Genomic DNA, 21,676 nt, shown 5'->3' on the forward strand with positions numbered 1-21,676 from the left:
CTTTCATATGGGTGCGGCGCAAGATCAGAAGATCTGCAGGCTGACCCAATAGGCAATCGAGGCGACAAACGCGCTGGCCGGAATGGTCAGCACCCAGGCCCAGATGATGTTGCCGGCCACGCCCCAGCGCACCGCGCTGGCACGCTGGGTCGAGCCCACGCCCACGATGGCACCGGTGATGGTGTGCGTGGTCGAGACCGGCACGCCCATGGCCGTGGCGATGAACAGCGTCAGCGCGCCACCGCTTTCGGCGCAGAAGCCGCCCACGGGCTTGAGCTTGGTGATTTTCTGGCCCATGGTCTTGACGATGCGCCAGCCACCGAACATCGTGCCCAGGCCAATGGCGATGTAGCAGGAAATGATGGTCCAGGTAGGCGGCGAAGCGTCGTTGACGCTGGTGTAGCCCGTGGCGATCAGCAGCAGCCAGATGATGCCAATGGTCTTTTGCGCATCATTGCCGCCGTGACCCAGGCTGTAGGCACCGGCCGAAACCAGCTGCAGCCGCCGGAACCACTTGTCGACCTTGTTGGGTCTGGCGCGGCGGCAGATCCAGGCGACCAGCACCATCATCAGCGAACCGAGCAGATAGCCCAGCAGCGGCGACACAAAGATGAAGGCCACGGTCTTCCAGATGCCGCTGGCGATCAGCGAGCCAGCACCCGCCTTGGCAATCACTGCACCGACGATGCCGCCGATCAGCGCATGCGAGGAGCTGCTGGGAATGCCGTAGTACCAGGTGATCAGGTTCCAGGCGATCGCGCCGACGAGCGCGCCGAACACCACATGGGTGTCGACGATGCCCGGCTGCACAATGCCCTTGCCCACCGTCGCGGCAACGCTCAGGTGGAACACGAAGATCGCGACGACATTGAAGAAGGCGGCAAAGACCACGGCCTGCGCGGGTTTGAGCACGCCGGTGGAGACGACGGTCGCAATCGAGTTGGCCGCGTCGTGAAAGCCGTTCATGAAATCGAACAGCAAGGCCAGCGCCACCAGCAAGACCACGACCCAGAGGGCGGCTTGTACGGTTTCCATTATTTCAGGACTCCGCGCCGTATCAGGAATTCTCGAGGACGATGCCCTCGATGTGATTGGCCACGTCCTCACACTTGTCGGTGATGGTTTCGAGCAGTTCGTAGATCGCCTTGAGCTTGATCACTTCACGCACATCGGGCTCTTCACGGAACAGCTTGCTCATGGCCGAGCGCATCACGCGGTCGGCATCGGATTCGAGGCGGTCGATTTCCTCGCAGGTCTTGAGCGCGGCTTCGGCGGTGTTGGCGTCGGAGATGCGGTCCAGCATCTTGACGGCATCGCGCACGCGCTCGCAGCACCTGACGTTCAGGTCGGTCAGGCGCTTGATTTCGTCTGTCATATGACGCACGTCATAAAGCGCCATGGTTTCAGCCGAGTCCTGGATCAGGTCGGCAACGTCGTCCATGGTGTTGATCAGCGAGTGGATCTGCTCACGGTCCAGGGGCGTGATGAAGGTCCGGTGCAAGGCCTTGTTCACGTCGTGGGTCACACGGTCGGCAGCGCGCTCGGCGTTGTCGACGTCCTGTCCATACTTTTCACGCAGATGCAGGTCGTTGTAGTTCGCCACCAGCTGCGAGAACGCATGCGCGGCTTCGACAATGCGATCCGCGTGCTGGTTGAACATTTCAAAAAAATTACCTTCGCGTGGCAGCAGCTTGCCAAATAGCATGGGATTCCTTACCAGGGTTTCTGACGGGCACGCAGGCGAACATACACACACACGAATGCTGGGCAGGGGCTTGCCGGCGTCAACGGGGCGAAGTGTACTCCGGGCAATGTAATAGTCTCGTAATCGAACGCATATGCGATGAATGAGCGCTTGCGCAAACCTTGCCGCCCTCGGCGCCGGGAGCTGAATATCAAGGCGGGCTGCGGCTTGCGGCGCTGTTAGTCATAAAACCAACAGCCCGAAAAAGCCAGAAAGGGTCGGCGTGGAACACCCCGAATGTGACAGGCTTCAGCGTAGATTTTCACTCAAAAGACGAAAATATGTCATAAGCCGTTGCACGATTTGTGCCAGATTGCGCACAACCGAAAAAAATCGCAAAAAAACACGTTGAATCGCGCAGGGTCGAATCGATTCGCGAGTGCATTTAATGCAAACCGAAGCGGTTCAGCGCAATCCTGGAAGTGAAAGTTCAAGGCAAATGGGAAACCTGCGCGGGCTGCACCCGGCTCGGCGCTTGCGTTGCAATGGAGGCGCTGACCGAACGCAGCGCTGCCGCAAACACATTCACCTCGTCGTATTCAGCGCCCGACTCGCGCCGGAACAGCGTGATCGGCGGCAGGCTCCAGTCAAAACGATGCGCCACAATGGCCACGCCCGCAATGCGCACCAGTTCCTCGGCCACATCGAGAGGCACGATGGACACCGCGCGCTCATTGGCGGCCACCAGCTCGCCAATCAGCTTGGCCGACAGGCTTTCGACAAACGGCGGCGGCGGCTTGACGCCGGCGCGCAAGAAAAAATCGGTGATCTGCTCGCGCATGGGCGTGCTGCGCGGCCCCAGCACCCAATCCAGCCCGGTCAGCTCATTCCACTGCAGCGGCCGCCGCGCCAGCCGCGCCGCCAGGCGGCGGTGGGCAATGAGGCGGGGTTCCTGCGCATACAGGATCTCATGGCGCAGCTGCGACATGTCGAGCACCGCCGATGTGCGGCCGATCACGCAGTCAAGCGCGTGCGCGCGCAGCTTCTGCAGCAGTTGGTCGCTGGTGTCTTCATACAGCGTGACCGTGACTTCCCGGCCTTGCGCGCGGGTGCGCGCTATGGCCGCCGCGAGCAGCTTGCCCGGCAGGAAAGGAATCACGCCCACATGCAGGTGCGCCGCGCGTCCCTGGCCCACGGCCTCGATGTCATCGGCCCAGTGCCGCAGATCGGCCAGCATGGTCTCGCAGCGCGACAGCACCAGCTCCCCGGTCGGCGTGGGCACCATGCCCTGCGAAGTGCGCTGGAACAGCGGCGCGCCAAACAGCGCCTCGAGCTCCGCCAGGCTCTGGGTCACGGCGGGCTGGCTGGTCGCCATCTGCTCGGCCACCCGGGTCAGCGAGCGGTGCGCGCGGATCGCCTGCAGCAGCAGCAGGTGCTTCATCCGAAGGCGCGTGGCCAGGCGCTGGGCCAGTCCCGTGGCGGGTAGATCCGAAATGCGTGACGACATAAGAAAATTCATATCGATATATATGAATTCCAAATTATCTACTTATGAGCCAGCCGGACAATCACCCCCATCAAGACAAGGGGAGAGAACAATGGAACAGGTCTATGTCTGGGCGGCCGTGGGAGCGATCGCTGCGGGCTTTGTGCAGGGGCTGTCGGGCTTTGCCTTTGGCATGGTGGCGATGTCCTTCTGGGTCTGGACGCTGGAGCCGCGACTGACCGCAGCACTGACGGTGTTCGGCGCGCTGACCGGCCAGATCATTGCCGCGTTGAGCGTGCGGCGCGGCTTTGACTGGAAGCTGCTGCTGCCGTTCGTGCTCGGCGGCCTGGCAGGCGTTCCATTGGGCGTGGCGGTTCTTCCGCACCTGAGCATCCATTGGTTCAAGCTGCTGCTGGGCACGCTGCTGGTGATCTGGTGTCCCTGCATGCTGTTTGCCGGCAAGCTGCCCCGATGGAAGGCCGGCGGTCGCCTGGGCGATGCCGTGGCCGGCATGGTGGGCGGCGTGATGGGCGGAATCGGCGGCATGACCGGCGCCGTGCCCACGCTGTGGTGCACGCTCAAGGGCTTCGACAAGGACGCGCAGCGCGCGGTGATCCAGAACTTCAACCTGTCCATGCTGCTGGTCACCATGGGAACCTATCTCGCCACCGGCATCGTCACCCGCGACATGCTGCCCTTTTTCGCCATCGTTGCCCCGGCAATGCTGGTGCCCACGCTACTGGGCGCGAAACTCTATGTGCGGCTGAGCGAAGCGCATTTTCGCCAGATGGTGCTGCTGCTGCTCACCAGCTCGGGCATCGCGCTGATGGCCTCGGCCCTGCCCCATTTCCTTGGCGCCAGCACGCTGGGCCCGGGTTGAGGCCTACGTTTTTCCGGCTTCCTCGTCCCATTTCCTCAGCAGCGCCAGCTTCTCGCCAATCTTGCTTTCCAGGCCGCGCGGCACGGGCCGGTACCAGCCGGGCTCGGCCAGGCCGTCGGGCAGATAGGTTTCACCGGCCGCATAGGCATTGGGCTCGTCGTGCGCATAGCGGTATTCGTGGCCGTAACCCAGCTCCTTCATCAGCTTGGTGGGCGCGTTGCGCAGATGCACCGGCACTTCGCGGCTCTTGTCCTGCTTCACGAAGGCCTTGGCCTGGTTGTAGGCGTTGTAGCCCGCATTGCTCTTGGCCGCGATCGCCAGATAGATCACCGCCTGGCCCAGCGCCAGCTCGCCTTCGGGGCTGCCCAGCCGCTCGTAGGTCAGCGCGGCATCATTGGCGATCTGCATGGCGCGCGGGTCGGCCAGGCCTATGTCTTCCCAGGCCATGCGCACGATGCGCCGCGACAGATAGCGCGCATCGGCGCCACCGTCGAGCATGCGCGTGAGCCAGTAGAGCGCGGCGTCGGGGTGCGAACCGCGCACCGACTTGTGCAGCGCCGAAATCTGGTCGTAGAAGTTGTCGCCGCCCTTGTCGAAACGCCGCGCGTTCAGCGTCAAGGCGTTTTCGAGAAACTCCGCCGTGATGCGCGTGATGCCCGAGGTGCGGGCCGCGGTGCTGGTCTGCTCGAGCAGGTTCAGAAAGCGGCGCGCGTCGCCATCGGCATAGCCGATGAGGGTATCCGTTGCCGGTTCGTCGAATGACAGCTCGCCCAGCGCCTTTTCCTGCGTGCGCTGCAGCAGCAGCTTGAGTTCGTCGTCGGTCAGCGACTTGAGCACATAGACCTGGGCGCGCGACAGCAGCGCCGAGTTGACTTCGAACGACGGGTTCTCGGTGGTTGCGCCTATGAACGTCACCAGGCCGCTTTCGGCATAGGGCAGCAGCGCATCCTGCTGGGACTTGTTGAAGCGGTGGATTTCGTCGACGAACAGGATGGTGTGCTTGCCCATGGCCAGGTTCTGCTGGGCCTGCTCCATCGCCGCGCGTATGTCCTTGACGCCCGAGAACACCGCAGACAGCGCGATGAACTCGCACTTGAAAGCGGTCGCCGTGAGGCGTGCCAGCGTGGTCTTTCCGACCCCCGGCGGCCCCCAGAAAATCATCGAATGCGGCTTGCCCGACTGAAAAGCCAGGCGCAGCGGCTTGCCTTCGCCCAGCAGGTGCGACTGGCCGACGACGTCGTCCAGCGTCCTGGGCCTGAGGGCTTCGGCCAGCGGCGCCACCGGATCCTGCGTGAAAAGGTCAGGCATGGCTTGCCTCCAGGTGCAGGGCCGCAGGTAAGTAGCAGTGAAGATAAATATGCATGGCAGTAATGGAACGCAGCAGCGAAGCTGTGCCACCAAGCTTAGCCGCTTGCCGGCGTGCAGGCACGCAGCGCAGACAATAGGCCCGGTCAAACCTGGGCCCGCCGACAGGCCATGCCGCCCTTGTCCTACCAACCAGTGGGCGCCCACTTAGAATCCAACCCTTTTCGTGCACCGGCAGACAGCATCCGGAACAAATTCCTTCTTATGCAGACCCTACAGACGCGCGACCTGATCGCGCTTGGCTTCCTGACCTTTGCGCTCTTCCTGGGGGCTGGCAACATCATTTTCCCGCCCATGGTGGGCCTGGCCGCGGGTGAGCACCTGTGGAGCGCGGCGCTGGGGTTTCTGCTCACGGGCGTGGGCCTGCCACTGCTGACCGTGGTCGCGCTGGCGCGCGTGGGCGGCGGCATGGATGCGATCACCGCACCGCTGGGCCGCGTCGGCGGCACGCTGCTCGGGGTTGCAGTCTATCTGACCATAGGCCCGTTGTTCGCCACGCCGCGCACCGCCACCGTTTCGTTTGAAATGGGCCTGGCGCCATTCGTGGGCCATGGCGCCGGCGCGCTGCTCGGCTACACCTGCGGCTATTTCGCGCTGGTCATGCTGCTGGCGCTGTTTCCCGGCAAGCTGATGGACAACGTCGGCAAGATCATCACCCCGGTGCTGATCCTGGCGCTGGCCGTGCTTGGCGGTGCGGCGTTTCTGCTGCCCGCGGGAAGCATGCTTCCCAGTACAGGCGACTACCAGCAGGCCGCGCTGGCCGAAGGCTTCACCCAGGGCTACCAGACCATGGATGCGCTGGGTGCGCTGGTGTTCGGCATCGTGATCGTCAACGCCATCAAGGACACGGGCGTGACCGATGCGCGCCTGCAGACGCGCTACGCAATCATCGCGGGCATGATCGCAGCCCTGGGGCTGTGCCTGGTCTACATCTCGCTGATGCACCTGGGCGCGCACAGCGGCTCCATGGTTCCCGATGCCAGCAGCGGCGTGCAGATCCTGACGGCATACGTGCAGCACACTTTCGGCACGGCCGGCATGGTGCTGCTCGCGGCGGTGATCATTCTGGCCTGCCTGACCACGGGCGTGGGCCTGGTCAGCGCCTGCGCCACCTATTTCAGCGACCTGGTCCCGGGCTCGTCCTATCGCGGCATGGTGGTCGCGCTGAGCCTGGTGAGCCTGCTGCTTGCCAACCAGGGACTGGAGAAGTTGATCACGGTCGCGGTACCGGTGCTGGTGGCGATCTACCCCATGGCGATCGCACTGGTCTGCCTGAGCCTGCTGTCAGGCATGTGGAAGTCGGCGCCGCGCGTGTTCGTGCCGGTGATGCTGGTCGCGCTGGTGTTTGGCCTGCTCAACGCCTTGCAGGCCATAGGCATGAGCGGCTGGACGCCGCAATGGCTGGAACAATTGCCGGGCACCGCGATGGGCCTGGGCTGGCTGCTGCCCGTGGCCGCCACACTGATGGCCTGCGCGCTGATGGACAGGCTGCAGCCGGTGCGCGCGCGCGCCTGAGAACGGTTTAAGGCGCGAGCACGTCAGCGCCCTTGGGCGCGACGAACTTGAAGGTTTCCGCGGGCAGGCTGGCGCTGGTCTGCACGCCCGTGAAGCGCATCAGCGAGCGCTGGCCGAAGCTGTCGAGCATGTCGACGGCCGCAAGCTTGTCGCCCGCAAAGCCCACGCGCACGCTCTTGAGCTGGCCGTCCTTGGCCTTGGGCAAGGCCTCCACCCATTGCAGGCCGTCCTGGTCGGGCGCGGCCTTGAGGTCGAAATCGGCACGCAATGCCTGGACGCTGGCCGCCGAGGCGAGAATGGCCGCGGGCGTGGCGTCGAGCACCTTGGCCTGGGCGCGCTGCGTGACCTGATTCAGGTCGGCGTCGTACATCCACAGCGTCTTGCCGTCGGCGACGATCACCTGCTCGAACGGCTTGCGGTATTCGAACTTGAAACGGCCTGGCCGCTGGAACGAGAACTGGCCGCTCGAAGTCTTGCTGCGCGCCGCCTGGCCGTCCTTGGCCGGTGCCGTCACGGTCTGCGTGAAGTCGGCCTTGCCCGCCTGCGCGCCCTGCATGAACGCCTCGAGGCTTTGCAGGCCGTCGGCCTGGGCCAGGCCGGCTGCGGCCACCAACAAGATACTGGTCACAAATCGCTTCATACACTCTCCATCCTATGGCGCAAGCACCTATTCATTGCGCGCCGGCACCAGCACCTCGCGCTGTCCGCTGGTCGTGAGCGAACTCACCAGACCGGCTTTTTCCATGTCTTCCAGCAGGCGCGCCGAGCGGTTGTAGCCTATGCGCAGCTTGCGCTGCACGTACGAGATGCTGGCCTTGCGGTCCTTGAGGACCACTTCGACAGCTTGGTCATACATGGGGTCTTTTTCGCCGTTTCCATCCCCATCGCCACCGATTTCGCCATCGCCATCGACGACGCCGCCTTCGAGCACGCCTTCGATATAGTCGGGCTCGCCCTGTTCCTTGAGGTAGTTGACGACGCGGTGCACTTCCTCATCGCTGACGAAAGCGCCGTGCACGCGTATCGGCAGGCCGGTGCCGCTGGCCATGTAGAGCATGTCGCCCATGCCCAGCAGCGCTTCGGCGCCCATCTGGTCGAGCACGGTGCGGCTGTCGATCTTGCTGCTGACCTGGAAGGCAATGCGGGTCGGGATGTTGGCCTTGATCAGGCCGGTGATCACGTCCACGCTGGGGCGCTGGGTGGCGAGAATCAGGTGGATGCCCGCGGCGCGCGCCTTCTGCGCCAGGCGCGCGATCAGCTCCTCGATCTTCTTGCCGACCACCATCATCAGGTCGGCAAGCTCATCGATCACGATCACGATGTGCGGCAGGCGGTCCAGCGGCTCGGGCGACTCGGGCGTGAGGCTGAACGGGTTGTAGATGAAGCTTTCCTTGGCTCTGGCTTCGTCGATTTTTGCGTTGTAGCCCGCAAGATTGCGCACGCCCAGCTTGCTCATCAGCTTGTAGCGGCGCTCCATTTCGGCCACGCACCAGGTCAGGCCGTTGGCCGCCTGCTTCATGTCGGTGACCACGGGGCACAGCAGGTGCGGAATGCCTTCGTAGACCGACATTTCGAGCATCTTGGGGTCTATCATCAGCAGGCGCACGTCGCGCGCCTCGGCCTTGTAGAGCAGCGACAGGATCATGGCGTTGATCCCCACCGACTTGCCCGAACCGGTGGTGCCCGCGACCAGCACATGCGGCATCTTGGCCAGGTCGGCGACCACGGGATTGCCGACGATGTCCTTGCCCAGGCCCATGGTCAGCATGCTCTTGGCATCGTGGTAGACCTTGGAGCCCAGCACTTCGGACAGGCGTATCGACTGGCGCTTGGCGTTGGGCAGCTCCAGCGCCATGTAGTTCTTGCCGGGAATGGTTTCGACCACGCGCACCGAGACCAGCGACAGCGAGCGCGCGAGGTCCTTGCCCAGGCCGACGACCTGCGAGCCCTTGACGCCGGTCGCCGGCTCGATTTCGTAGCGCGTGATCACCGGGCCGGGCATGGCCGCGACCACGCGCACCTCGACGCCGAAATCCTTGAGCTTCTTCTCTATCATGCGGCTGGTCATTTCCAGCGTATCTGCCGAGACCGTTTCCTGGCGCTGCTGCGCCGCGTCGAGCAGTTCGACCTGGGGCAGCTTGGTGTCGGGCAGCTCGTGGAACAGCGGCTTTTGCTTTTCCTTGATCACGCGCTCGCTGGGCGCGGCCGCGGCCTCCATGACCGGCTCGATGATCTGCACCGGCAGCGGATGGCTCTCGACGCTTTCGGTGCGCTCTTCCTGCACATCGACCTGGCGCGCACGCGCGGCCTTGCGGCCCACGGCGACGTCCTTGGCCTTCTCATGCTGGGCGCGGCTCACGCGCACCATGGAATAGATGCGCTTGCCCATGCGCTCGGCGAGCTGGCCCCAGGAAAAGCCGAACACCAGCGCCGTGCCCAGCACCAGCAGCACGATGCCGGCCAGGCCCGAGCCGGTGAAGCCCAGCCATTGCATGCCGTGCAAGCCGAACACATAGCCGACGACGCCGCCCGCGTGCCCGGGCAGCAGCGATTCGAAACGGTACATGCGCGACCATTCCAGCGAAGTGCTGGCCATCATCAGCAGCGCCAGCCCGCCCCAGAAGCGCAGGCGGCGCAGCCACAGCGGGTCGGCCGGCGCGACGCCGCCGCGCGTCCAGCGCAGCAGCGAGCCCAGCCAATTGCTCACGGCGGCCAGCACCAGCCACCAGACCGAGAAGCCGAAGCCGAAATAGCAGGTGTCGGCGAGCCAGGCGCCCGAGCGCCCGAACCAGTTGTGCACCCAGCCCCCTTCGAGCGCGCCCGAGGTCGACCATGCCGGGTCCTGCGGCGAATAGCTCAGCAGCGACAGCAGCAGGAACACCAGCGCCAGCAGCCCCACGATGAGGCTGACTTCATGGCCGAAGCGGGCCAGGCCGGTGCGGGTGGATGATTTCCCTGAGGAACCGTTCAGGGCATTCAATGTGTAAGTCATACGCAAGCGGGAGCTTACCCCACCGCCCGCCCGCGCACAGGACTTGCCGTGTGGGAGAACGCAGACACTTGCAACAAGACGTTCAAATTTCAAGCATTTGATGATTTTTTACAATGCCGGTGATTGAAGCGCCACGCACACGGAAACTCCGCGTGCGGGAGATACTCCACCATCTGTCTACCTCCACATGCCGACCGTCGGCATGTTTTCCATGAGTGCAACCATGTCCACTACGCAACACGCCAAAGTTCTGATTCTCGGCTCCGGCCCCGCAGGCTATTCCGCCGCCATCTATGCCGCCCGTGCGAACCTCAAGCCGCTGCTCGTGACCGGCATGGCCCAGGGCGGCCAGCTGATGACGACCACCGACGTGGACAACTGGCCGGCCGACGTGATGGGCGTGCAAGGCCCCGAACTGATGCAGCGCTTCCAGCAGCATGCCGAGCGCTTCCAGACGCAAATCGTTTTCGACCATATCAACAAGGTCGACTTCAGCCAGCGCCCGTTCACGCTGACCGGCGACTCGGGCACCTATACCTGCGATGCGCTGATCATCGCCACCGGCGCTTCGGCCAAGTACCTGGGCCTGCCTTCCGAAGAGGCCTTCATGGGCCGCGGCGTTTCGGGCTGCGCGACCTGTGACGGTTTCTTCTACCGCGAGCAGCCGGTCTGCGTGGTCGGCGGCGGCAACACGGCCGTCGAAGAAGCGTTGTATCTGTCCAACATCGCCAGCAAGGTCACGCTGGTCCACCGCCGCGACAAGTTCAAGGCCGAGCCCATCCTGGTCGACAAGCTGCACGAGAAAGTCAAGGCCGGCAAGATCGAGCTCAAGACCCATTTCACGCTCGACGAAGTGCTGGGCGACCAATCCGGCGTGACCGGCATACGCCTCAAGAGCACGCAGGACGGCCATACCGAAGACATCGCGCTGCAAGGCTGCTTCATCGCCATCGGTCACTCGCCCAACACCGACATCTTCCAGGGCCAGCTGGAAATGGAAAACGGCTACATCGTCACGCAAGGCGGCCTCAAGGGCTTTGCCACGCAGACCAGCGTTCCCGGCGTGTTTGCCGCGGGCGACGTGCAGGACCATGTCTACCGCCAGGCCATCACCAGCGCCGGCACGGGCTGCATGGCCGCGCTCGACGCACAGCGCTTCCTCGAGCAGGAATAAGGTCTTTCGCTGGCACGCGCCAAGGCGCGGCGCCTATAATCGCAGGCTTTGCTGAATTTGAGCATGCCCCACAGGGGGCGTGCAAGGCTTGCCACAGGTTCAGCGACGGGTTACCGCCACCCGAATTCTGGCGAGGTGAGGCCATGGACACGACCTGCGCAACTGTGCAGGGCTCGGTGACCACGGCTGTAAAAAACTATCGGAGTGTCCTCATGGCACGCGTATGTGATGTAACGGGCAAGAAGCCCATGGTGGGAAACAATGTTTCCCACGCCAACAACAAGACCAAGCGTCGTTTCCTGCCTAACCTGCAGTACCGTCGTTTCTGGGTGGAAACCGAGAACCGTTGGGTGCGCCTGCGCGTTTCCAGCGCTGCTCTGCGCCTGATCGACAAGAACGGTATCGACGCCGTGCTCGCAGACCTGCGTGCCCGTGGCCAAGCCTAATTCCCTGAAGGAGAAATACCATGGCATCTAAAGGCGGACGCGACAAGATCAAGCTGGAATCCACTGCGGGTACCGGTCACTTCTACACCACTACCAAGAACAAGAAGACAATGCCTGAAAAGATGTTGATCATGAAGTTCGATCCCAAGGCTCGCAAGCATGTCGAGTACAAGGAAATGAAGCTCAAGTAAGCGCTTCCCGAGAGTGGCCGCGGCTCAGGCTGCACGCTCTCAAGCTTCTTGAAAAAGGACACTTCGGTGTCCTTTTTTCGTTGGCGCACATACTGCATTGCACTCCCCGGCAACTAGGGCACACCCTCCTGTGCTCCGTATTGCAGCCCCATCCAAGTGAGCGCACACTATCGATGATCGGCAGACACAGCTGTGAATGGGAGGTCATTCGGCTGCTGCAGACCGCCCCGTGGAGCGCAAATGAAACGCTACATCATTCTGAAATACGTCTATCAGCGCCGCATCAGCAAACGTGAACTCGACACCGGCATACTCTCGCTGGAAAGCGCTCTGCCCGCGGTGTCCACCGAACACCTGCCCGAACATGCGGTCAGTGAGCTCAAGAACGATCCCCAGGTGCAATTGGTGGTGCCCACCATGCCCACGCGGCTCATCAGCCCGGTCGAGTTGAAGCCCGTGCTGCCGCGCACGGCGCTGGCCAGCAACTGGGGCATACGGGCGGTGCGTGCCGACAAGAGCCGCTACGACGGCGCCGGCGTGAGCATTGCCGTGCTCGATACCGGCATAGACCGCGACCATCCCGCGTTTGCCGGCATGACGCTGGTCGAGAAGGACTTCAGCGACCACGGCAATGGCGACCGCAACGGCCATGGAACGCATTGCGCGGGCACCATCTTCGGGCGCAACGACGGCCAGCAGCGCGTGGGCGTGGCGCGCGGTGTGGAGCGCGCGCTGATAGGCAAGGTGCTGGGCGACGATGGCGCGGGCCAGTCCGAAATGGTGTTCCACGCGCTCACCTGGGCGATGGAGCAGCAGGCCGACATCATCTCGATGTCGCTGGGCTTTGACTTTCCCGGAATGGTCTCGCGCCTCATGGCCGACGGCTGGCCGCTGGACCTGGCGACATCCACGGCGCTCGAAGCCTATGGCGGCAATCTGCGCATGTTCGATGCCATCATGGCCGTGCTCAAGGCCCAGGCGGCGTTTGGCGTCGCCCCGCTGGTGATTGCCGCGGCCGGCAACGAAAGCCGGCGCGCGCTCAAGCGCGAATACCGCATCGCGACCTCGCTGCCGGCCTCGGCGGACGATGTGATCTCGGTGGCGGCCGTCGGGCGCACCGACGGCAAGTTCATGGTCGCGGATTTCTCCAACATCCAGGCGCGGCTGTCGGCGCCCGGTGTCGACATCACCTCGGCCTGGCCCGGAGGCGGACTGCGCACCATCAGCGGCACCAGCATGGCCTGCCCGCATGTGGCCGGCGTTGCCGCGCTGTGGTGGCAGTTCCTGCGCCAGGCGGACATCAAGCCCACGGCACGCAATGTCTCGGCACGGCTGATATCGAATGCGCGCAAGAACGTGTTTGTCGCCAACACCGATGAATCCGATGTGGGTCAGGGCCTGGTCACGGCGCCGTAGTCAGACGCGCACCGCGCGCAGCGCGATGGAGAATTCCTGCAGCACGCGGATATTGCTGGCCTCGGCCTTGCGGCACCAGGCGCGCAGATCGGCCGTGAGCTGCTCGCGCGTGTGCGAAGTGTTGAGCCACAGCTGGCGCAGTTCCTCGCGCATGGTCAGCATCTGGTCTATGACCGGATGCGCGGCGCGCACCTGATCGATCTGCGCGCGCGCGCGCTGCGGCAGCCGCTCCTGGTCACGCACCAGGGAGCGCCGCACGGACTTGAGCAAGGAGACCTGGGCGCGGTCGGCGCGCCGCGCCTTGAGACTCTCGACTTCGACGGCACAGGCCGCGCGCAGGCCGCGCGCATAGCGCGCCATGGCTTCGTAGCGGTGGGCAATCAGGGCTTCGAGCGTGGCTTCATCGGCTTCGGCGCGCACTTCGCCTTCCTGCCAGCGCGGCGGCAGCTTCTTGACGCGCGCCCAGCCCAGGCGCTGCAGCAGCCGGATGTAGACCCAGCCGATATCGAACTCATGGCGCTTGACCGAGAACTTGGCTGCGGTCGGATAGGTATGGTGGTTGTTGTGCAGCTCTTCACCGCCGATCAGCAGGCCCCAGGGCGAAATATTGCGGCTCGCGTCCTTGACCTCGAAGTTGCGGTAGCCCCAGTAGTGGCCTATGCCGTTGACCACGCCCGCGGCCCAGAATGGAATCCAGGCCATCTGCACGGCCCACAGCGCCAGCCCAGCGAAGCCGAACAGCAGCAGGTAGATCGCCAGCAGCAGCGCGATGCCCAGGCCCGGAAAGCGGCCGTAGACGCGGCGCTCTAGCCAGTCATCCGGCGTGCCCTGGCCATAGGTGCGCAAGGTCTGCGCATTGGTGGTTTCGCTGCGGTAGAGCTCGGCGCCGCGCCACAGCACGGTGCGCAGGCCGCGCTGCTGCGGGCTGTGCGGATCGTCGGGCGTTTCGCATTTGGCGTGGTGCTTGCGGTGTACCGCGACCCATTCGCGCGTGACCATGCCCGTGGACAGCCACAGCCAGAAGCGGAAGATGTGTGACGGAATGGGGCCTAGCTCCAGCGCGCGATGGGTCTGACAGCGGTGCAGGAAGACCGTGACGGCGACGATGGTGAGGTGGGTGGTGGCCAGTGCGACCAGCAGCAGCTGCCACCAGGAAAGGCGCAGCAGCCCATGGCCCAGCCAGTCGAGCATCGCGCCCGAGAACGCTCCATTGAAATTCCACATGGCACGACCTTCCCAAAAAGCAACACCGCCTGAAAAAGCGGTGTTTCATTTTAGGGCCAGGCCCGTGGAGGATGCCTGCCAATTACCCGCACTTACAGGTCATTGGCAACAAGAGGCTACTTGCGCACCCAGACCGCGGCGAAGAAGCCGTCGGTTTGATGCAGATGCGGCCACATGCGCAGGTAGCGGCCACCCGACTCGCCGCCGCTGCACAGGCTGGCCGCCGCGGCCACCTTGAGCTGCTCCAGCAGTTCCGCGGCTTCGAGCGGAACAAAGTCGGGGTGGGCCGCGCTGAACGCTTCGGCGATCGCCTCGTTTTCCTCGGGCAGGATGGAGCAGGTCGCGTAGACCAGGCGTCCGCCCGACTTCACCAGACGCGCGGCGCTGTCGAGAATGGATGCCTGCTTGACGGTCAGCTCGGCAATCGCCTCTTCGGATTGGCGCCACTTGAGATCGGGATTGCGGCGCAGCGTGCCCAGGCCCGAGCAGGGCGCATCGACCAGCACGCGGTCGATCTTGCCCGACAGGCGCTTGACGCGCTCGTCGCGCTCATGCGCGATCGCCGCGGGATGCACGTTCGACAGCCCGCTGCGCGCCAGGCGCGGCTTGAGCGCTTCGAGGCGGTGGCCCGACACGTCAAACGCATACAGACGGCCCGTGCTGCGCATGCTCGCGCCTATGGCCAGCGTCTTGCCGCCCGCGCCCGCGCAGAAATCGACCACCATCTCGCCGCGCTTGGCGTCCAGCAACAGCGCCAGCAGCTGCGAGCCTTCGTCCTGGACTTCGATGGCGCCGCGCGTGAACACGTCGTAGCGCGTCAGCGCAGGCTTGCCTTCGACGCGCAGACCCCAGGGGGAGAACGGCGTGGGCACGGAGCGTATGCCGGCCTTGAGCAGCTCTTTTTGCACATCGGCGCGCTTGTCCTTCAACGCGTTGACGCGCAGGTCGAGCGGAGCGCCCTCTTCCATGCTTTGCGCCAGCGGCCAGAAGCCGTCGCCCAGTTGGGCCTTGAGCGGCTCGACCAGCCAGGCCGGCAGGTTGTGGCGGTGCGGCTCCATCAGTTCTTCAGGCTTGACCGCGTCGCACTGGGCCAGCCAGGCGATTTCCTGGTCGTTGAGCGCGGCCTTGAGGAAGTCGCGCGGGCCGTGGTAGCCCAGGATCGCGAGGCGGCGCTCGCGCGGGCCGCTGCCCGAACGCGCAAGGCTTTCGAACAGCAGTTTCTTGCGCAGCACGGTGTAGGCCGTTTCGGCCAGGGCGGCGCGTTCGCGCTGGCCCAGTCCACGGTTTTCACGGAAAAAGCGGGACACCACGGCGTCGGCCGGGTGTTCAAATGTCAGGGTGCGCTTGACCAGTTCGGAGCAAGCATCAAGGAGGGCGTTGGGATGCATGGGAGCGATTGTCCCATTTGCGGAGTGTCCCCGGCATTCGCTGGTACTGTGCGCGTTTCAGTACGAATGCCGACAATGACCGCCACCGACTCCGACCTGCCCCCGCTCAACGCCACGCCGCCCGGCCTCTACCGCCACTACAAGGGCGGGCTCTACCAGGTGATAGACATGGTGCGCCACAGCGAAACGCTCGAAGCCATGACGCTGTACCGCGCGCTGTACGGCGCGCGCGGCCTGTGGGTGCGGCCCGCGGCGATGTTTGCCGAAAGCGTGGAAATCGACGGCCGGCGCCAGTTGCGGTTCACGCGGCTGGGCGATTACTCGCCCGAAGCCGAAAGCGCGGCGCGCGCATGACGCTCTGAGCTTGAGGCCAGAGCGAACGCTTCAGCCCTGCTTTCTGAGCCAGTTCGCGACTGCCAGCGGGTAGATCGCGTGCTCCTGCACCAGCACGCGCGCGGCCAGCGTCTGCGCCGTGTCATCCGGCAGCACCGGCACCACGGCCTGCTCCAGGATGGGGCCTACGTCCAGCTCGGCCGTGACTTCATGCACCGTGGCGCCGGCAAACTTGCAGCCCGCGTCGATCGCGCGCTGGTGCGTGTGCAGGCCGGTGAAGGCCGGCAGCAGCGAAGGATGGATGTTGACCAGCCGGCCCGCATAATGGTTCACGAAGCCTGGTGTCAGAATGCGCATGAAGCCGGCCAGCACCACCAGCGCGGGCTGGTACTGGTCTATGACTTCGCTCAGGCGCGCGTCGAACGCTTCGCGGCTCGCAAAGGTCTTGTGGTCGAGCACGTCGGTGGCAATGCCATGCTGACGCGCAAATTCCAGGCCCTTGGCGTCGGCCTTGTTGCTGATGACCGCGGCGACGCGCGCGTTCAAGGTCCGGGCCCAGTCCTGTTGCCGGGCGGTCTGCACGATGGCTGCCATGTTGGAGCCGCCGCCAGAGATCAAAATCACGATGTTTTTCATTGCCACCGATTGTCTCATCCATGCCCTTTGACCCACGCTCCACCCCGTTGAATCCCGTCCAGGCGCGCGTGCTTGCCACGCTGATGGAAAAGGCCCGCACGGTTCCCGACAGCTATCCGCTGTCCATCAATGCCCTGGTCAACGGCTGCAACCAGAAAAGCAGCCGCGATCCCGTCATGGAACTCGATGAAGGCGATGTGCAGCAGGCGCTCGACGATCTGCTGCGCCAGAGCCTGGTGACGCCCGTGAGCGGCAACCGCACCCAGCGCTGGGAGCACAACTTCCCGCGCGGCGTGGGCGTGCCCGAGCAGTCGGCGGTGCTGCTGTCGCTGCTGCTGCTGCGCGGCCCGCAGACCGCGGCCGAGCTGCGGCTGAACGCCGAGCGCTGGCACCGCTTTGCCGATATTTCCTCGGTCGAGGCCTTTCTCGATGAACTGCAGGAGCGCAGCGAGGAAAAAGGCGGCCCGCTGGTGGTGCTGCTGCCGCGTGCGCCGGGCGCGCGCGAGCCGCGCTGGGCAACGCTGCTCAGCGGCCCCATCGATCTGTCGGCCCTGCCCGCGGCGCCGGCCGCGCGCGCTGCGACCAGCAGCGCAGCCGAGCAGCGCATTGCGGCGCTAGAAGCGCGCGTGGAGCAGCTCGAAGCGCAACTCCATGCGCTGTGCCAGCAGCTGGGCGTGGAGCCGACGTCCGCACCGACGCAGGATTGAGCAGCGCGCGACAAGCCCGGCGCCGGGTGTCCCGCTGCGGACAGCACAAAAAAGCACGGGCGTGCTACAAATCTCCCATCACAGGAGACTGACGCATGGATCTCGCATTCACCCCTGAAGAGCAGGCCTTCCGCGAAGAGATTCGCGCCTGGGTCCGCAGCAATCTTCCCGAGGACATCGCGCACAAGGTGCGCAACGCTTTGAGGCTGTCGCGCGACGACCTGCAGCGCTGGGCCAAGATACTGGGCAGCCGCGGCTGGCTGGGCCATGGCTGGCCCACGGCCTTCGGCGGTCCGGGCTGGACCGCGGTGCAAAAGCATCTGTTCGAGGAAGAATGCGCGCTGGCCTGTGCGCCGCGCGTGATTCCCTTCGGCCCGGTGATGGTTGCGCCGGTGATCATGGCTTTCGGCAATGCCGAGCAGCAGCAGCGCTTTCTGCCGGGCATCGCCAGCGGCGAAGTCTGGTGGAGCCAGGGCTACAGCGAGCCGGGCTCGGGCTCGGACCTGGCGTCGGTCAAGACCCGCGCCGAACGCCAGGGCGACCACTATCTGGTCAACGGCCAGAAGACCTGGACGACGCTGGGCCAGTACGGCGAATGGATCTTCTGCCTGGTGCGCACCAGCACCGAGGGCAAGCCGCAGACCGGCATTTCCTTCCTGCTGATCGACATGAAATCGCCGGGCGTGAGCGTGCGCCCGATCAAGCTGCTGGACGGCGAATGCGAAGTCAACGAAGTCTTCTTCGACGACGTCAAGGTGCCGGTCGAGAACCTGATTGGCGAGGAGAACCAGGGCTGGACCTATGCCAAGCACCTGCTGTCGCACGAGCGCACCAACATTGCCGACGTGAACCGCTCCAAGCGCGAGCTCGAGCGCCTCAAGCGCATTGCCAAGGCCGAAGGCGTCTGGGAAGACCAGCGCTTTCGCGACCAGATCGCGCTGCTCGAAATCGATGTGATCGCGCTGGAAATGATGGTGCTGCGCGTGCTCTCGGCCGAGACCTCGGGCAAGAACCCGCTCGATATCGCGGGCCTGCTGAAGATCAAGGGCAGCGAGATCCAGCAGCGCTACAGCGAGCTGATGATGCTGGCCGCGGGCCCGTTCAGCCTGCCGTTCATCGAGGAAGCGATGGAAGCCGGCTGGCAGGGCGACTTCCCCGGCGGCGAAGCGGCCAACGCGCCGCTGGCCTCGACCTACTTCAACATGCGCAAGACCACCATCTATGGCGGCAGCAATGAAGTCCAGCGCAATATCGTCGCTCAAACAGTGTTCGGCTGAGGAGACATCATGGATTTCAATTTTTCCGAAGACCAGCAGCAACTGCGCGACGCCGTGCGCCGCTGGGTGAGCAAGGCCTATACCTTCGAGCGCCGGCGTGAAATCGTGGCCGAAGGCGGCTTTTCACGCGCCGCCTACAACGAGCTTGCCGAGCTGGGCCTGACGGCGCTGGCCGTGCCCGAAGCCCATGGCGGCCTGGGCCAGGGCCCGATCGACGTGATGGTGGCAATGGAAGAACTGGGCCGCGGCATCGTGCTGGAGCCGCTGGCCCAGGCCGTGGTCGCCAGCGCCGTGCTGAGCCAGTACGCGCCGGCCGACGCCCAGGCGCAGTGGCTGCCGAAGATCGCCGGCGGCGAAGCGCTGGTGGTGCTGGCCCACCAGGAGCGCAAGGCGCGCCATCGTCTCGACGTCTGCAGCGCCACGGCAACCGCCAGCGGCAGCGGCCATGTGGTCAACGCGCACAAGAGCCTGGTGCCCGTGGGCGACCATGCCGACGCTTTCCTCGTGCCCGCACAGCTCAACGGCCAGATCGCGCTGTTCCTGGTGGAGCGCGGCGCCAGCGGCGTGGCGCTGCGCGGCTATGGCACACAGGACGGCAGCCGCGCAGCCGAGCTGCAGTGCACAAACACACCGGCCACGCTGCTGACCCAGCATGGCCTCACGGCGCTGACGCTGGCCTCCGATGTGGCCAATGCCGCTCTGTGTGCCGAAGCCGTGGGCGCGATGGAGCAGACGCTGCACATCACCGTCGACTACATGAACCAGCGCAAGCAGTTCGGCGTGGTGATCGCGAGCTTCCAGGCGCTGCGCCATCGCGTTGCCGACATGAAGATGCAGCTCGAGCTCGCACGTTCGATGAGCTATTACGCGAGCCTGAAGATGACCGCTCCGGCCGCCGAGCGCCACCTGGCGATGGCGCGCGCGCGCGTGCAGCTGGGCCAGGCGATGCGCTTCGTGGGTCAGCAGGCGGTGCAGCTGCACGGCGGCATAGGCGTGACCGACGAATACATCGTGAGCCACTACTTCAAGCGCCTGACCCAGCTGGAAATGACGTTCGGCGACAGCCTGCACCATCTGGGCGAAGTCTCGGCGGGAATGCAGGAGACGGCCGGCGTGTTTGCCTAGCCTGTGTCTGCACGCTGGCGCGCCGCCTGCGTGGGCGGGCGCCAGCGTGCACACCATGCCGTGCTAATGTTTCGGCATGACCAAACCACTTCTTTCCCTGTCGTTCAAGCCGGGACGCAGCGCTTGCCACCCATGAGCACCGTTCCCCTTGGCTATACCGACGTCGCTGCCGGCCATGTGGCCAGCGTTGTCACCGATCTCGAAATGCGCGCCCGCCCCGCGCCCGCCGATCACGCTCTGCCCCCAGGGTTCGCGCTCGCGCCGCTGGCGCATGGCAGCCTCGATGCCTACCGCGCGCTGTTTCGCAAGGTCGGCGCCGACTGGCTCTGGTACTCGCGGCTGTTCATGGCCGACGACGAACTGGCCGGCATTCTGAACGACCCCGATGTCGTGGTGCGCATCGTTCGCCGCGACGATGAAGACGTGGGTCTGCTGGAACTCGATTTCCGCACGCCGCTCGCCTGCGAGCTGAGCTTTCTGGGCCTCACGCCCGAGTGCACCGGCCAAGGCCTGGGCCGCGCGCTGATGCAGCAGGCGATTGCGCTGGCCTGGTCGCGCCCCATCGAGCGCATGTGGGTCCATACCTGCACCTACGACCACCCTTCGGCGCTGCGCTTCTATATCAACGCCGGCTTCACCCCCTATGCGGTGCGCATCGAAGTGCAGGCCGACCCCCGTCTCACAGGCCATCTGCCGGCCGGGGCCGCGCCGCAGGTGCCGATCATCGGCGCGCTCGCCGGGTAGCGCTTGAAGCGCGCAGGCCGCGGCCTCAGGTCAGCAGATAGTTGACCGGGCGCAGCGGCTCGGGAATGTCGGGGGCGTTCAAGGCGTCGAGCAGCGTGATCTCTATGCCGCGGCAGATCGTGTCCAGCGGCAGGTCGTTGCTTTCCATGCCGAACGGCTCTTCGAGTTCATCGCCCAGCGCGTCGAGGCCGAAGAACGTGTAGGCGACGATGGCGACGACGAACGGCGTCATGAAGCCCGTGATGTCGACCAGGCCGAACGGCAGCAGGAAGCAATACATATAGGCCGTGCGATGCAGCAGCAGCGCATAGGAAAACGGCATGGGCGTGTGGCGTATGCGTTCGCACGAGGCCGCGGCGCCCAGCATCTCGGTCAGCGTGGTGTCGAAGCGCGTCGCCAGGCAGGGGTCGATCTCGCCGCGGCGCACGCAGTCGCCCAGCTCCTGGCCCATGGTCATCATCAGCGCATCGGCGCGCCGGCCCACGGGCTTGCGCCGCAGCGCCTGCCACTCCTCGGCCGTGAGCCAGCGCTGCAGGTCGTCGGTTTGCGGCTGGTCGCGCAGTTGCAGGCGCAGCGCATGCGCGTAGGCGATAGCGCGGTGGATCATGCGCACGCGCACGTCGCTGTCGCGCCGGCCGGCATCAACGGCTTGCGGCAGGCGTATCAGGCCCAGGCACTGGCGCGCGAGCGTGCGCGTCTGTATCACCATCTCGCCCCAGAGCTTGCGCCCTTCCCAGTAGCGGTCGTAGGCGGTGTTGTTGCGAAAACCCAGGAAGATCGCCAGCGGCAGGCCGATCAGCGTGAAGGGAATCGGCGTCAGCGTGATCTTCACGGAAAACAGACTGCCGTGGGCCAGCGTCACGAGAATGGCCAGCAGCGTGTTGATGGCCAGGGACAGGCGAATGCGCTGCAACACAGAGCCCCGCAAGATGAGGAAAAGCCGGAAGCCGGCCGGGCGCTCGCGAACGATCATTGCGGGGGGTGCAGTCTGGAAAAAACGGATACTAGAATGCAATTTCCGACGGGCACGCCTTCGGCATTTTTTGCATAGCCGGGCATTATTGAGCAGAGCACAAGGCCATGCGCGCTTCTC

The 21,676-nt window shown here is 64.9% G+C and carries 21 protein-coding genes; 11 read left to right on the plus strand and 10 right to left on the minus strand.

What is annotated here, in order from left to right; translation table 11 throughout:
* Positions 1–24: 24 nt before the first annotated feature.
* The 3 genes from RR928_RS06445 to RR928_RS06455 all read right to left on the minus strand — a co-directional run bounded on the left by RR928_RS06445 (position 25) and on the right by RR928_RS06455 (position 3,191).
* Positions 25–1,035, minus strand: coding sequence for an inorganic phosphate transporter (locus RR928_RS06445; RefSeq protein ID WP_332547597.1), 1,011 nt, complete (start codon positions 1,033–1,035; stop codon positions 25–27).
* A 22-nt stretch (positions 1,036–1,057) separates the two neighbouring features.
* On the minus strand, positions 1,058–1,705 hold the full coding sequence (locus RR928_RS06450) for a DUF47 domain-containing protein (protein WP_332534036.1): 648 nt from the start codon (positions 1,703–1,705) through the stop codon (positions 1,058–1,060).
* 469 nt (positions 1,706–2,174) lie between these two features.
* Positions 2,175–3,191, minus strand: coding sequence for a LysR family transcriptional regulator (locus RR928_RS06455; protein ID WP_332534035.1), 1,017 nt, complete (start codon positions 3,189–3,191; stop codon positions 2,175–2,177).
* A gap of 91 nt (positions 3,192–3,282) precedes the next feature.
* Between RR928_RS06455 and RR928_RS06460 the strand changes: the two genes are divergently transcribed.
* On the plus strand, positions 3,283–4,050 hold the full coding sequence (locus RR928_RS06460) for a sulfite exporter TauE/SafE family protein (RefSeq protein ID WP_332681834.1): 768 nt from the start codon (positions 3,283–3,285) through the stop codon (positions 4,048–4,050).
* A 3-nt stretch (positions 4,051–4,053) separates the two neighbouring features.
* On the opposite strand, the gene RR928_RS06465 is transcribed toward RR928_RS06460, so the two are convergent.
* Positions 4,054–5,358: a replication-associated recombination protein A gene (locus RR928_RS06465; RefSeq protein ID WP_332534033.1), complete on the minus strand. Its 1,305-nt coding sequence runs from the start codon at positions 5,356–5,358 to the stop codon at positions 4,054–4,056.
* 261 nt (positions 5,359–5,619) lie between these two features.
* Between RR928_RS06465 and brnQ the strand changes: the two genes are divergently transcribed.
* A complete protein-coding gene (gene brnQ / locus RR928_RS06470) occupies positions 5,620–6,930 on the plus strand; it encodes a branched-chain amino acid transport system II carrier protein (protein WP_332681836.1) in 1,311 nt (436 codons plus the stop codon).
* 7 nt (positions 6,931–6,937) lie between these two features.
* On the opposite strand, the gene lolA is transcribed toward brnQ, so the two are convergent.
* Both lolA and RR928_RS06480 read right to left on the minus strand, forming a co-directional pair.
* On the minus strand, positions 6,938–7,570 hold the full coding sequence (lolA, locus tag RR928_RS06475) for an outer membrane lipoprotein chaperone LolA (protein ID WP_332534031.1): 633 nt from the start codon (positions 7,568–7,570) through the stop codon (positions 6,938–6,940).
* Between the two features lie 27 nt (positions 7,571–7,597).
* Entirely contained in the window at positions 7,598–9,922 is a 2,325-nt protein-coding gene (locus RR928_RS06480; RefSeq protein WP_332534030.1) for a DNA translocase FtsK, read from the minus strand.
* 223 nt (positions 9,923–10,145) lie between these two features.
* On the opposite strand from RR928_RS06480, the gene trxB reads away from it, so the two are divergent.
* From trxB to RR928_RS06500, 4 genes are all read left to right on the plus strand, one after another.
* Positions 10,146–11,096 carry a thioredoxin-disulfide reductase gene (gene trxB, locus RR928_RS06485; RefSeq protein ID WP_213294571.1) on the plus strand — a complete coding sequence of 317 codons (951 nt, stop codon included), beginning with the start codon at positions 10,146–10,148 and terminating at the stop codon, positions 11,094–11,096.
* 212 nt (positions 11,097–11,308) lie between these two features.
* On the plus strand, positions 11,309–11,542 hold the full coding sequence (gene rpmB, locus RR928_RS06490; RefSeq protein WP_159910637.1) for a 50S ribosomal protein L28: 234 nt from the start codon (positions 11,309–11,311) through the stop codon (positions 11,540–11,542).
* A 20-nt stretch (positions 11,543–11,562) separates the two neighbouring features.
* On the plus strand, positions 11,563–11,733 hold the full coding sequence (gene rpmG / locus RR928_RS06495; protein ID WP_008904999.1) for a 50S ribosomal protein L33: 171 nt from the start codon (positions 11,563–11,565) through the stop codon (positions 11,731–11,733).
* A gap of 240 nt (positions 11,734–11,973) precedes the next feature.
* Entirely contained in the window at positions 11,974–13,149 is a 1,176-nt protein-coding gene (locus RR928_RS06500) for a S8 family peptidase (RefSeq protein ID WP_332534029.1), read from the plus strand.
* Here the strand turns inward: RR928_RS06500 and RR928_RS06505 are convergent, their stop codons facing one another.
* Positions 13,150–14,373 carry a DesA family fatty acid desaturase gene (locus RR928_RS06505; RefSeq protein ID WP_332681863.1) on the minus strand — a complete coding sequence of 408 codons (1,224 nt, stop codon included), beginning with the start codon at positions 14,371–14,373 and terminating at the stop codon, positions 13,150–13,152.
* A 116-nt stretch (positions 14,374–14,489) separates the two neighbouring features.
* A complete protein-coding gene (locus RR928_RS06510) occupies positions 14,490–15,761 on the minus strand; it encodes an RsmB/NOP family class I SAM-dependent RNA methyltransferase (protein ID WP_332534027.1) in 1,272 nt (423 codons plus the stop codon).
* Positions 15,762–15,836: 75 nt separating this feature from the next.
* On the opposite strand from RR928_RS06510, the gene RR928_RS06515 reads away from it, so the two are divergent.
* On the plus strand, positions 15,837–16,115 hold the full coding sequence (locus RR928_RS06515) for a DUF1653 domain-containing protein (protein ID WP_442881583.1): 279 nt from the start codon (positions 15,837–15,839) through the stop codon (positions 16,113–16,115).
* 30 nt (positions 16,116–16,145) lie between these two features.
* Here RR928_RS06515 and purN read toward each other — a convergent pair whose 3' ends face one another.
* Positions 16,146–16,730: a phosphoribosylglycinamide formyltransferase gene (purN, locus tag RR928_RS06520; RefSeq protein WP_332681875.1), complete on the minus strand. Its 585-nt coding sequence runs from the start codon at positions 16,728–16,730 to the stop codon at positions 16,146–16,148.
* 20 nt (positions 16,731–16,750) lie between these two features.
* Here purN and RR928_RS06525 point away from each other — a divergent pair, with 20 nt between their 5' ends.
* The 4 genes from RR928_RS06525 (at position 16,751) to RR928_RS06540 (ending at position 20,583) form a co-directional block, all read left to right on the plus strand.
* Positions 16,751–17,437: a YceH family protein gene (locus tag RR928_RS06525; protein ID WP_332547600.1), complete on the plus strand. Its 687-nt coding sequence runs from the start codon at positions 16,751–16,753 to the stop codon at positions 17,435–17,437.
* 95 nt (positions 17,438–17,532) lie between these two features.
* Entirely contained in the window at positions 17,533–18,714 is a 1,182-nt protein-coding gene (locus RR928_RS06530) for an acyl-CoA dehydrogenase family protein (RefSeq protein WP_332534023.1), read from the plus strand.
* Positions 18,715–18,723: 9 nt separating this feature from the next.
* A complete protein-coding gene (locus tag RR928_RS06535) occupies positions 18,724–19,839 on the plus strand; it encodes an acyl-CoA dehydrogenase family protein (protein ID WP_332534022.1) in 1,116 nt (371 codons plus the stop codon).
* Positions 19,840–19,971: 132 nt separating this feature from the next.
* On the plus strand, positions 19,972–20,583 hold the full coding sequence (locus RR928_RS06540; RefSeq protein ID WP_332534021.1) for a GNAT family N-acetyltransferase: 612 nt from the start codon (positions 19,972–19,974) through the stop codon (positions 20,581–20,583).
* Positions 20,584–20,608: 25 nt separating this feature from the next.
* On the opposite strand, the gene RR928_RS06545 is transcribed toward RR928_RS06540, so the two are convergent.
* Entirely contained in the window at positions 20,609–21,556 is a 948-nt protein-coding gene (locus RR928_RS06545; protein ID WP_332534020.1) for a bestrophin family protein, read from the minus strand.
* Between the last annotated feature and the right edge of the window lie 120 nt (positions 21,557–21,676).

It is taken from the genome of Comamonas sp. (assembly GCF_036666375.1).
GTDB lineage: Bacteria > Pseudomonadota > Gammaproteobacteria > Burkholderiales > Burkholderiaceae_C > Comamonas.

What these genes read in the sequence shown, in the direction of transcription:
- purN (WP_332681875.1), bottom strand. Translation starts at nt 16,730, where the DNA reads ATGAAAAACATCGTGATTTTGATCTCTGGCGGCGGCTCCAACATGGCA.
- RR928_RS06545 (WP_332534020.1), bottom strand. Translation starts at nt 21,556, where the DNA reads ATGATCGTTCGCGAGCGCCCGGCCGGCTTCCGGCTTTTCCTCATCTTG.
- rpmG (WP_008904999.1), top strand. Translation starts at nt 11,563, where the DNA reads ATGGCATCTAAAGGCGGACGCGACAAGATCAAGCTGGAATCCACTGCG.
- rpmB (WP_159910637.1), top strand. Translation starts at nt 11,309, where the DNA reads ATGGCACGCGTATGTGATGTAACGGGCAAGAAGCCCATGGTGGGAAAC.
- RR928_RS06510 (WP_332534027.1), bottom strand. Translation starts at nt 15,761, where the DNA reads ATGCATCCCAACGCCCTCCTTGATGCTTGCTCCGAACTGGTCAAGCGC.
- RR928_RS06505 (WP_332681863.1), bottom strand. Translation starts at nt 14,373, where the DNA reads ATGTGGAATTTCAATGGAGCGTTCTCGGGCGCGATGCTCGACTGGCTG.
- RR928_RS06535 (WP_332534022.1), top strand. Translation starts at nt 18,724, where the DNA reads ATGGATTTCAATTTTTCCGAAGACCAGCAGCAACTGCGCGACGCCGTG.
- RR928_RS06465 (WP_332534033.1), bottom strand. Translation starts at nt 5,358, where the DNA reads ATGCCTGACCTTTTCACGCAGGATCCGGTGGCGCCGCTGGCCGAAGCC.
- brnQ (WP_332681836.1), top strand. Translation starts at nt 5,620, where the DNA reads ATGCAGACCCTACAGACGCGCGACCTGATCGCGCTTGGCTTCCTGACC.
- RR928_RS06525 (WP_332547600.1), top strand. Translation starts at nt 16,751, where the DNA reads ATGCCCTTTGACCCACGCTCCACCCCGTTGAATCCCGTCCAGGCGCGC.
- RR928_RS06515 (WP_442881583.1), top strand. Translation starts at nt 15,837, where the DNA reads ATGACCGCCACCGACTCCGACCTGCCCCCGCTCAACGCCACGCCGCCC.
- RR928_RS06540 (WP_332534021.1), top strand. Translation starts at nt 19,972, where the DNA reads ATGAGCACCGTTCCCCTTGGCTATACCGACGTCGCTGCCGGCCATGTG.
- lolA (WP_332534031.1), bottom strand. Translation starts at nt 7,570, where the DNA reads ATGAAGCGATTTGTGACCAGTATCTTGTTGGTGGCCGCAGCCGGCCTG.
- RR928_RS06500 (WP_332534029.1), top strand. Translation starts at nt 11,974, where the DNA reads ATGAAACGCTACATCATTCTGAAATACGTCTATCAGCGCCGCATCAGC.
- RR928_RS06455 (WP_332534035.1), bottom strand. Translation starts at nt 3,191, where the DNA reads ATGTCGTCACGCATTTCGGATCTACCCGCCACGGGACTGGCCCAGCGC.
- RR928_RS06450 (WP_332534036.1), bottom strand. Translation starts at nt 1,705, where the DNA reads ATGCTATTTGGCAAGCTGCTGCCACGCGAAGGTAATTTTTTTGAAATG.
- RR928_RS06460 (WP_332681834.1), top strand. Translation starts at nt 3,283, where the DNA reads ATGGAACAGGTCTATGTCTGGGCGGCCGTGGGAGCGATCGCTGCGGGC.
- trxB (WP_213294571.1), top strand. Translation starts at nt 10,146, where the DNA reads ATGTCCACTACGCAACACGCCAAAGTTCTGATTCTCGGCTCCGGCCCC.
- RR928_RS06445 (WP_332547597.1), bottom strand. Translation starts at nt 1,035, where the DNA reads ATGGAAACCGTACAAGCCGCCCTCTGGGTCGTGGTCTTGCTGGTGGCG.
- RR928_RS06480 (WP_332534030.1), bottom strand. Translation starts at nt 9,922, where the DNA reads ATGACTTACACATTGAATGCCCTGAACGGTTCCTCAGGGAAATCATCC.
- RR928_RS06530 (WP_332534023.1), top strand. Translation starts at nt 17,533, where the DNA reads ATGGATCTCGCATTCACCCCTGAAGAGCAGGCCTTCCGCGAAGAGATT.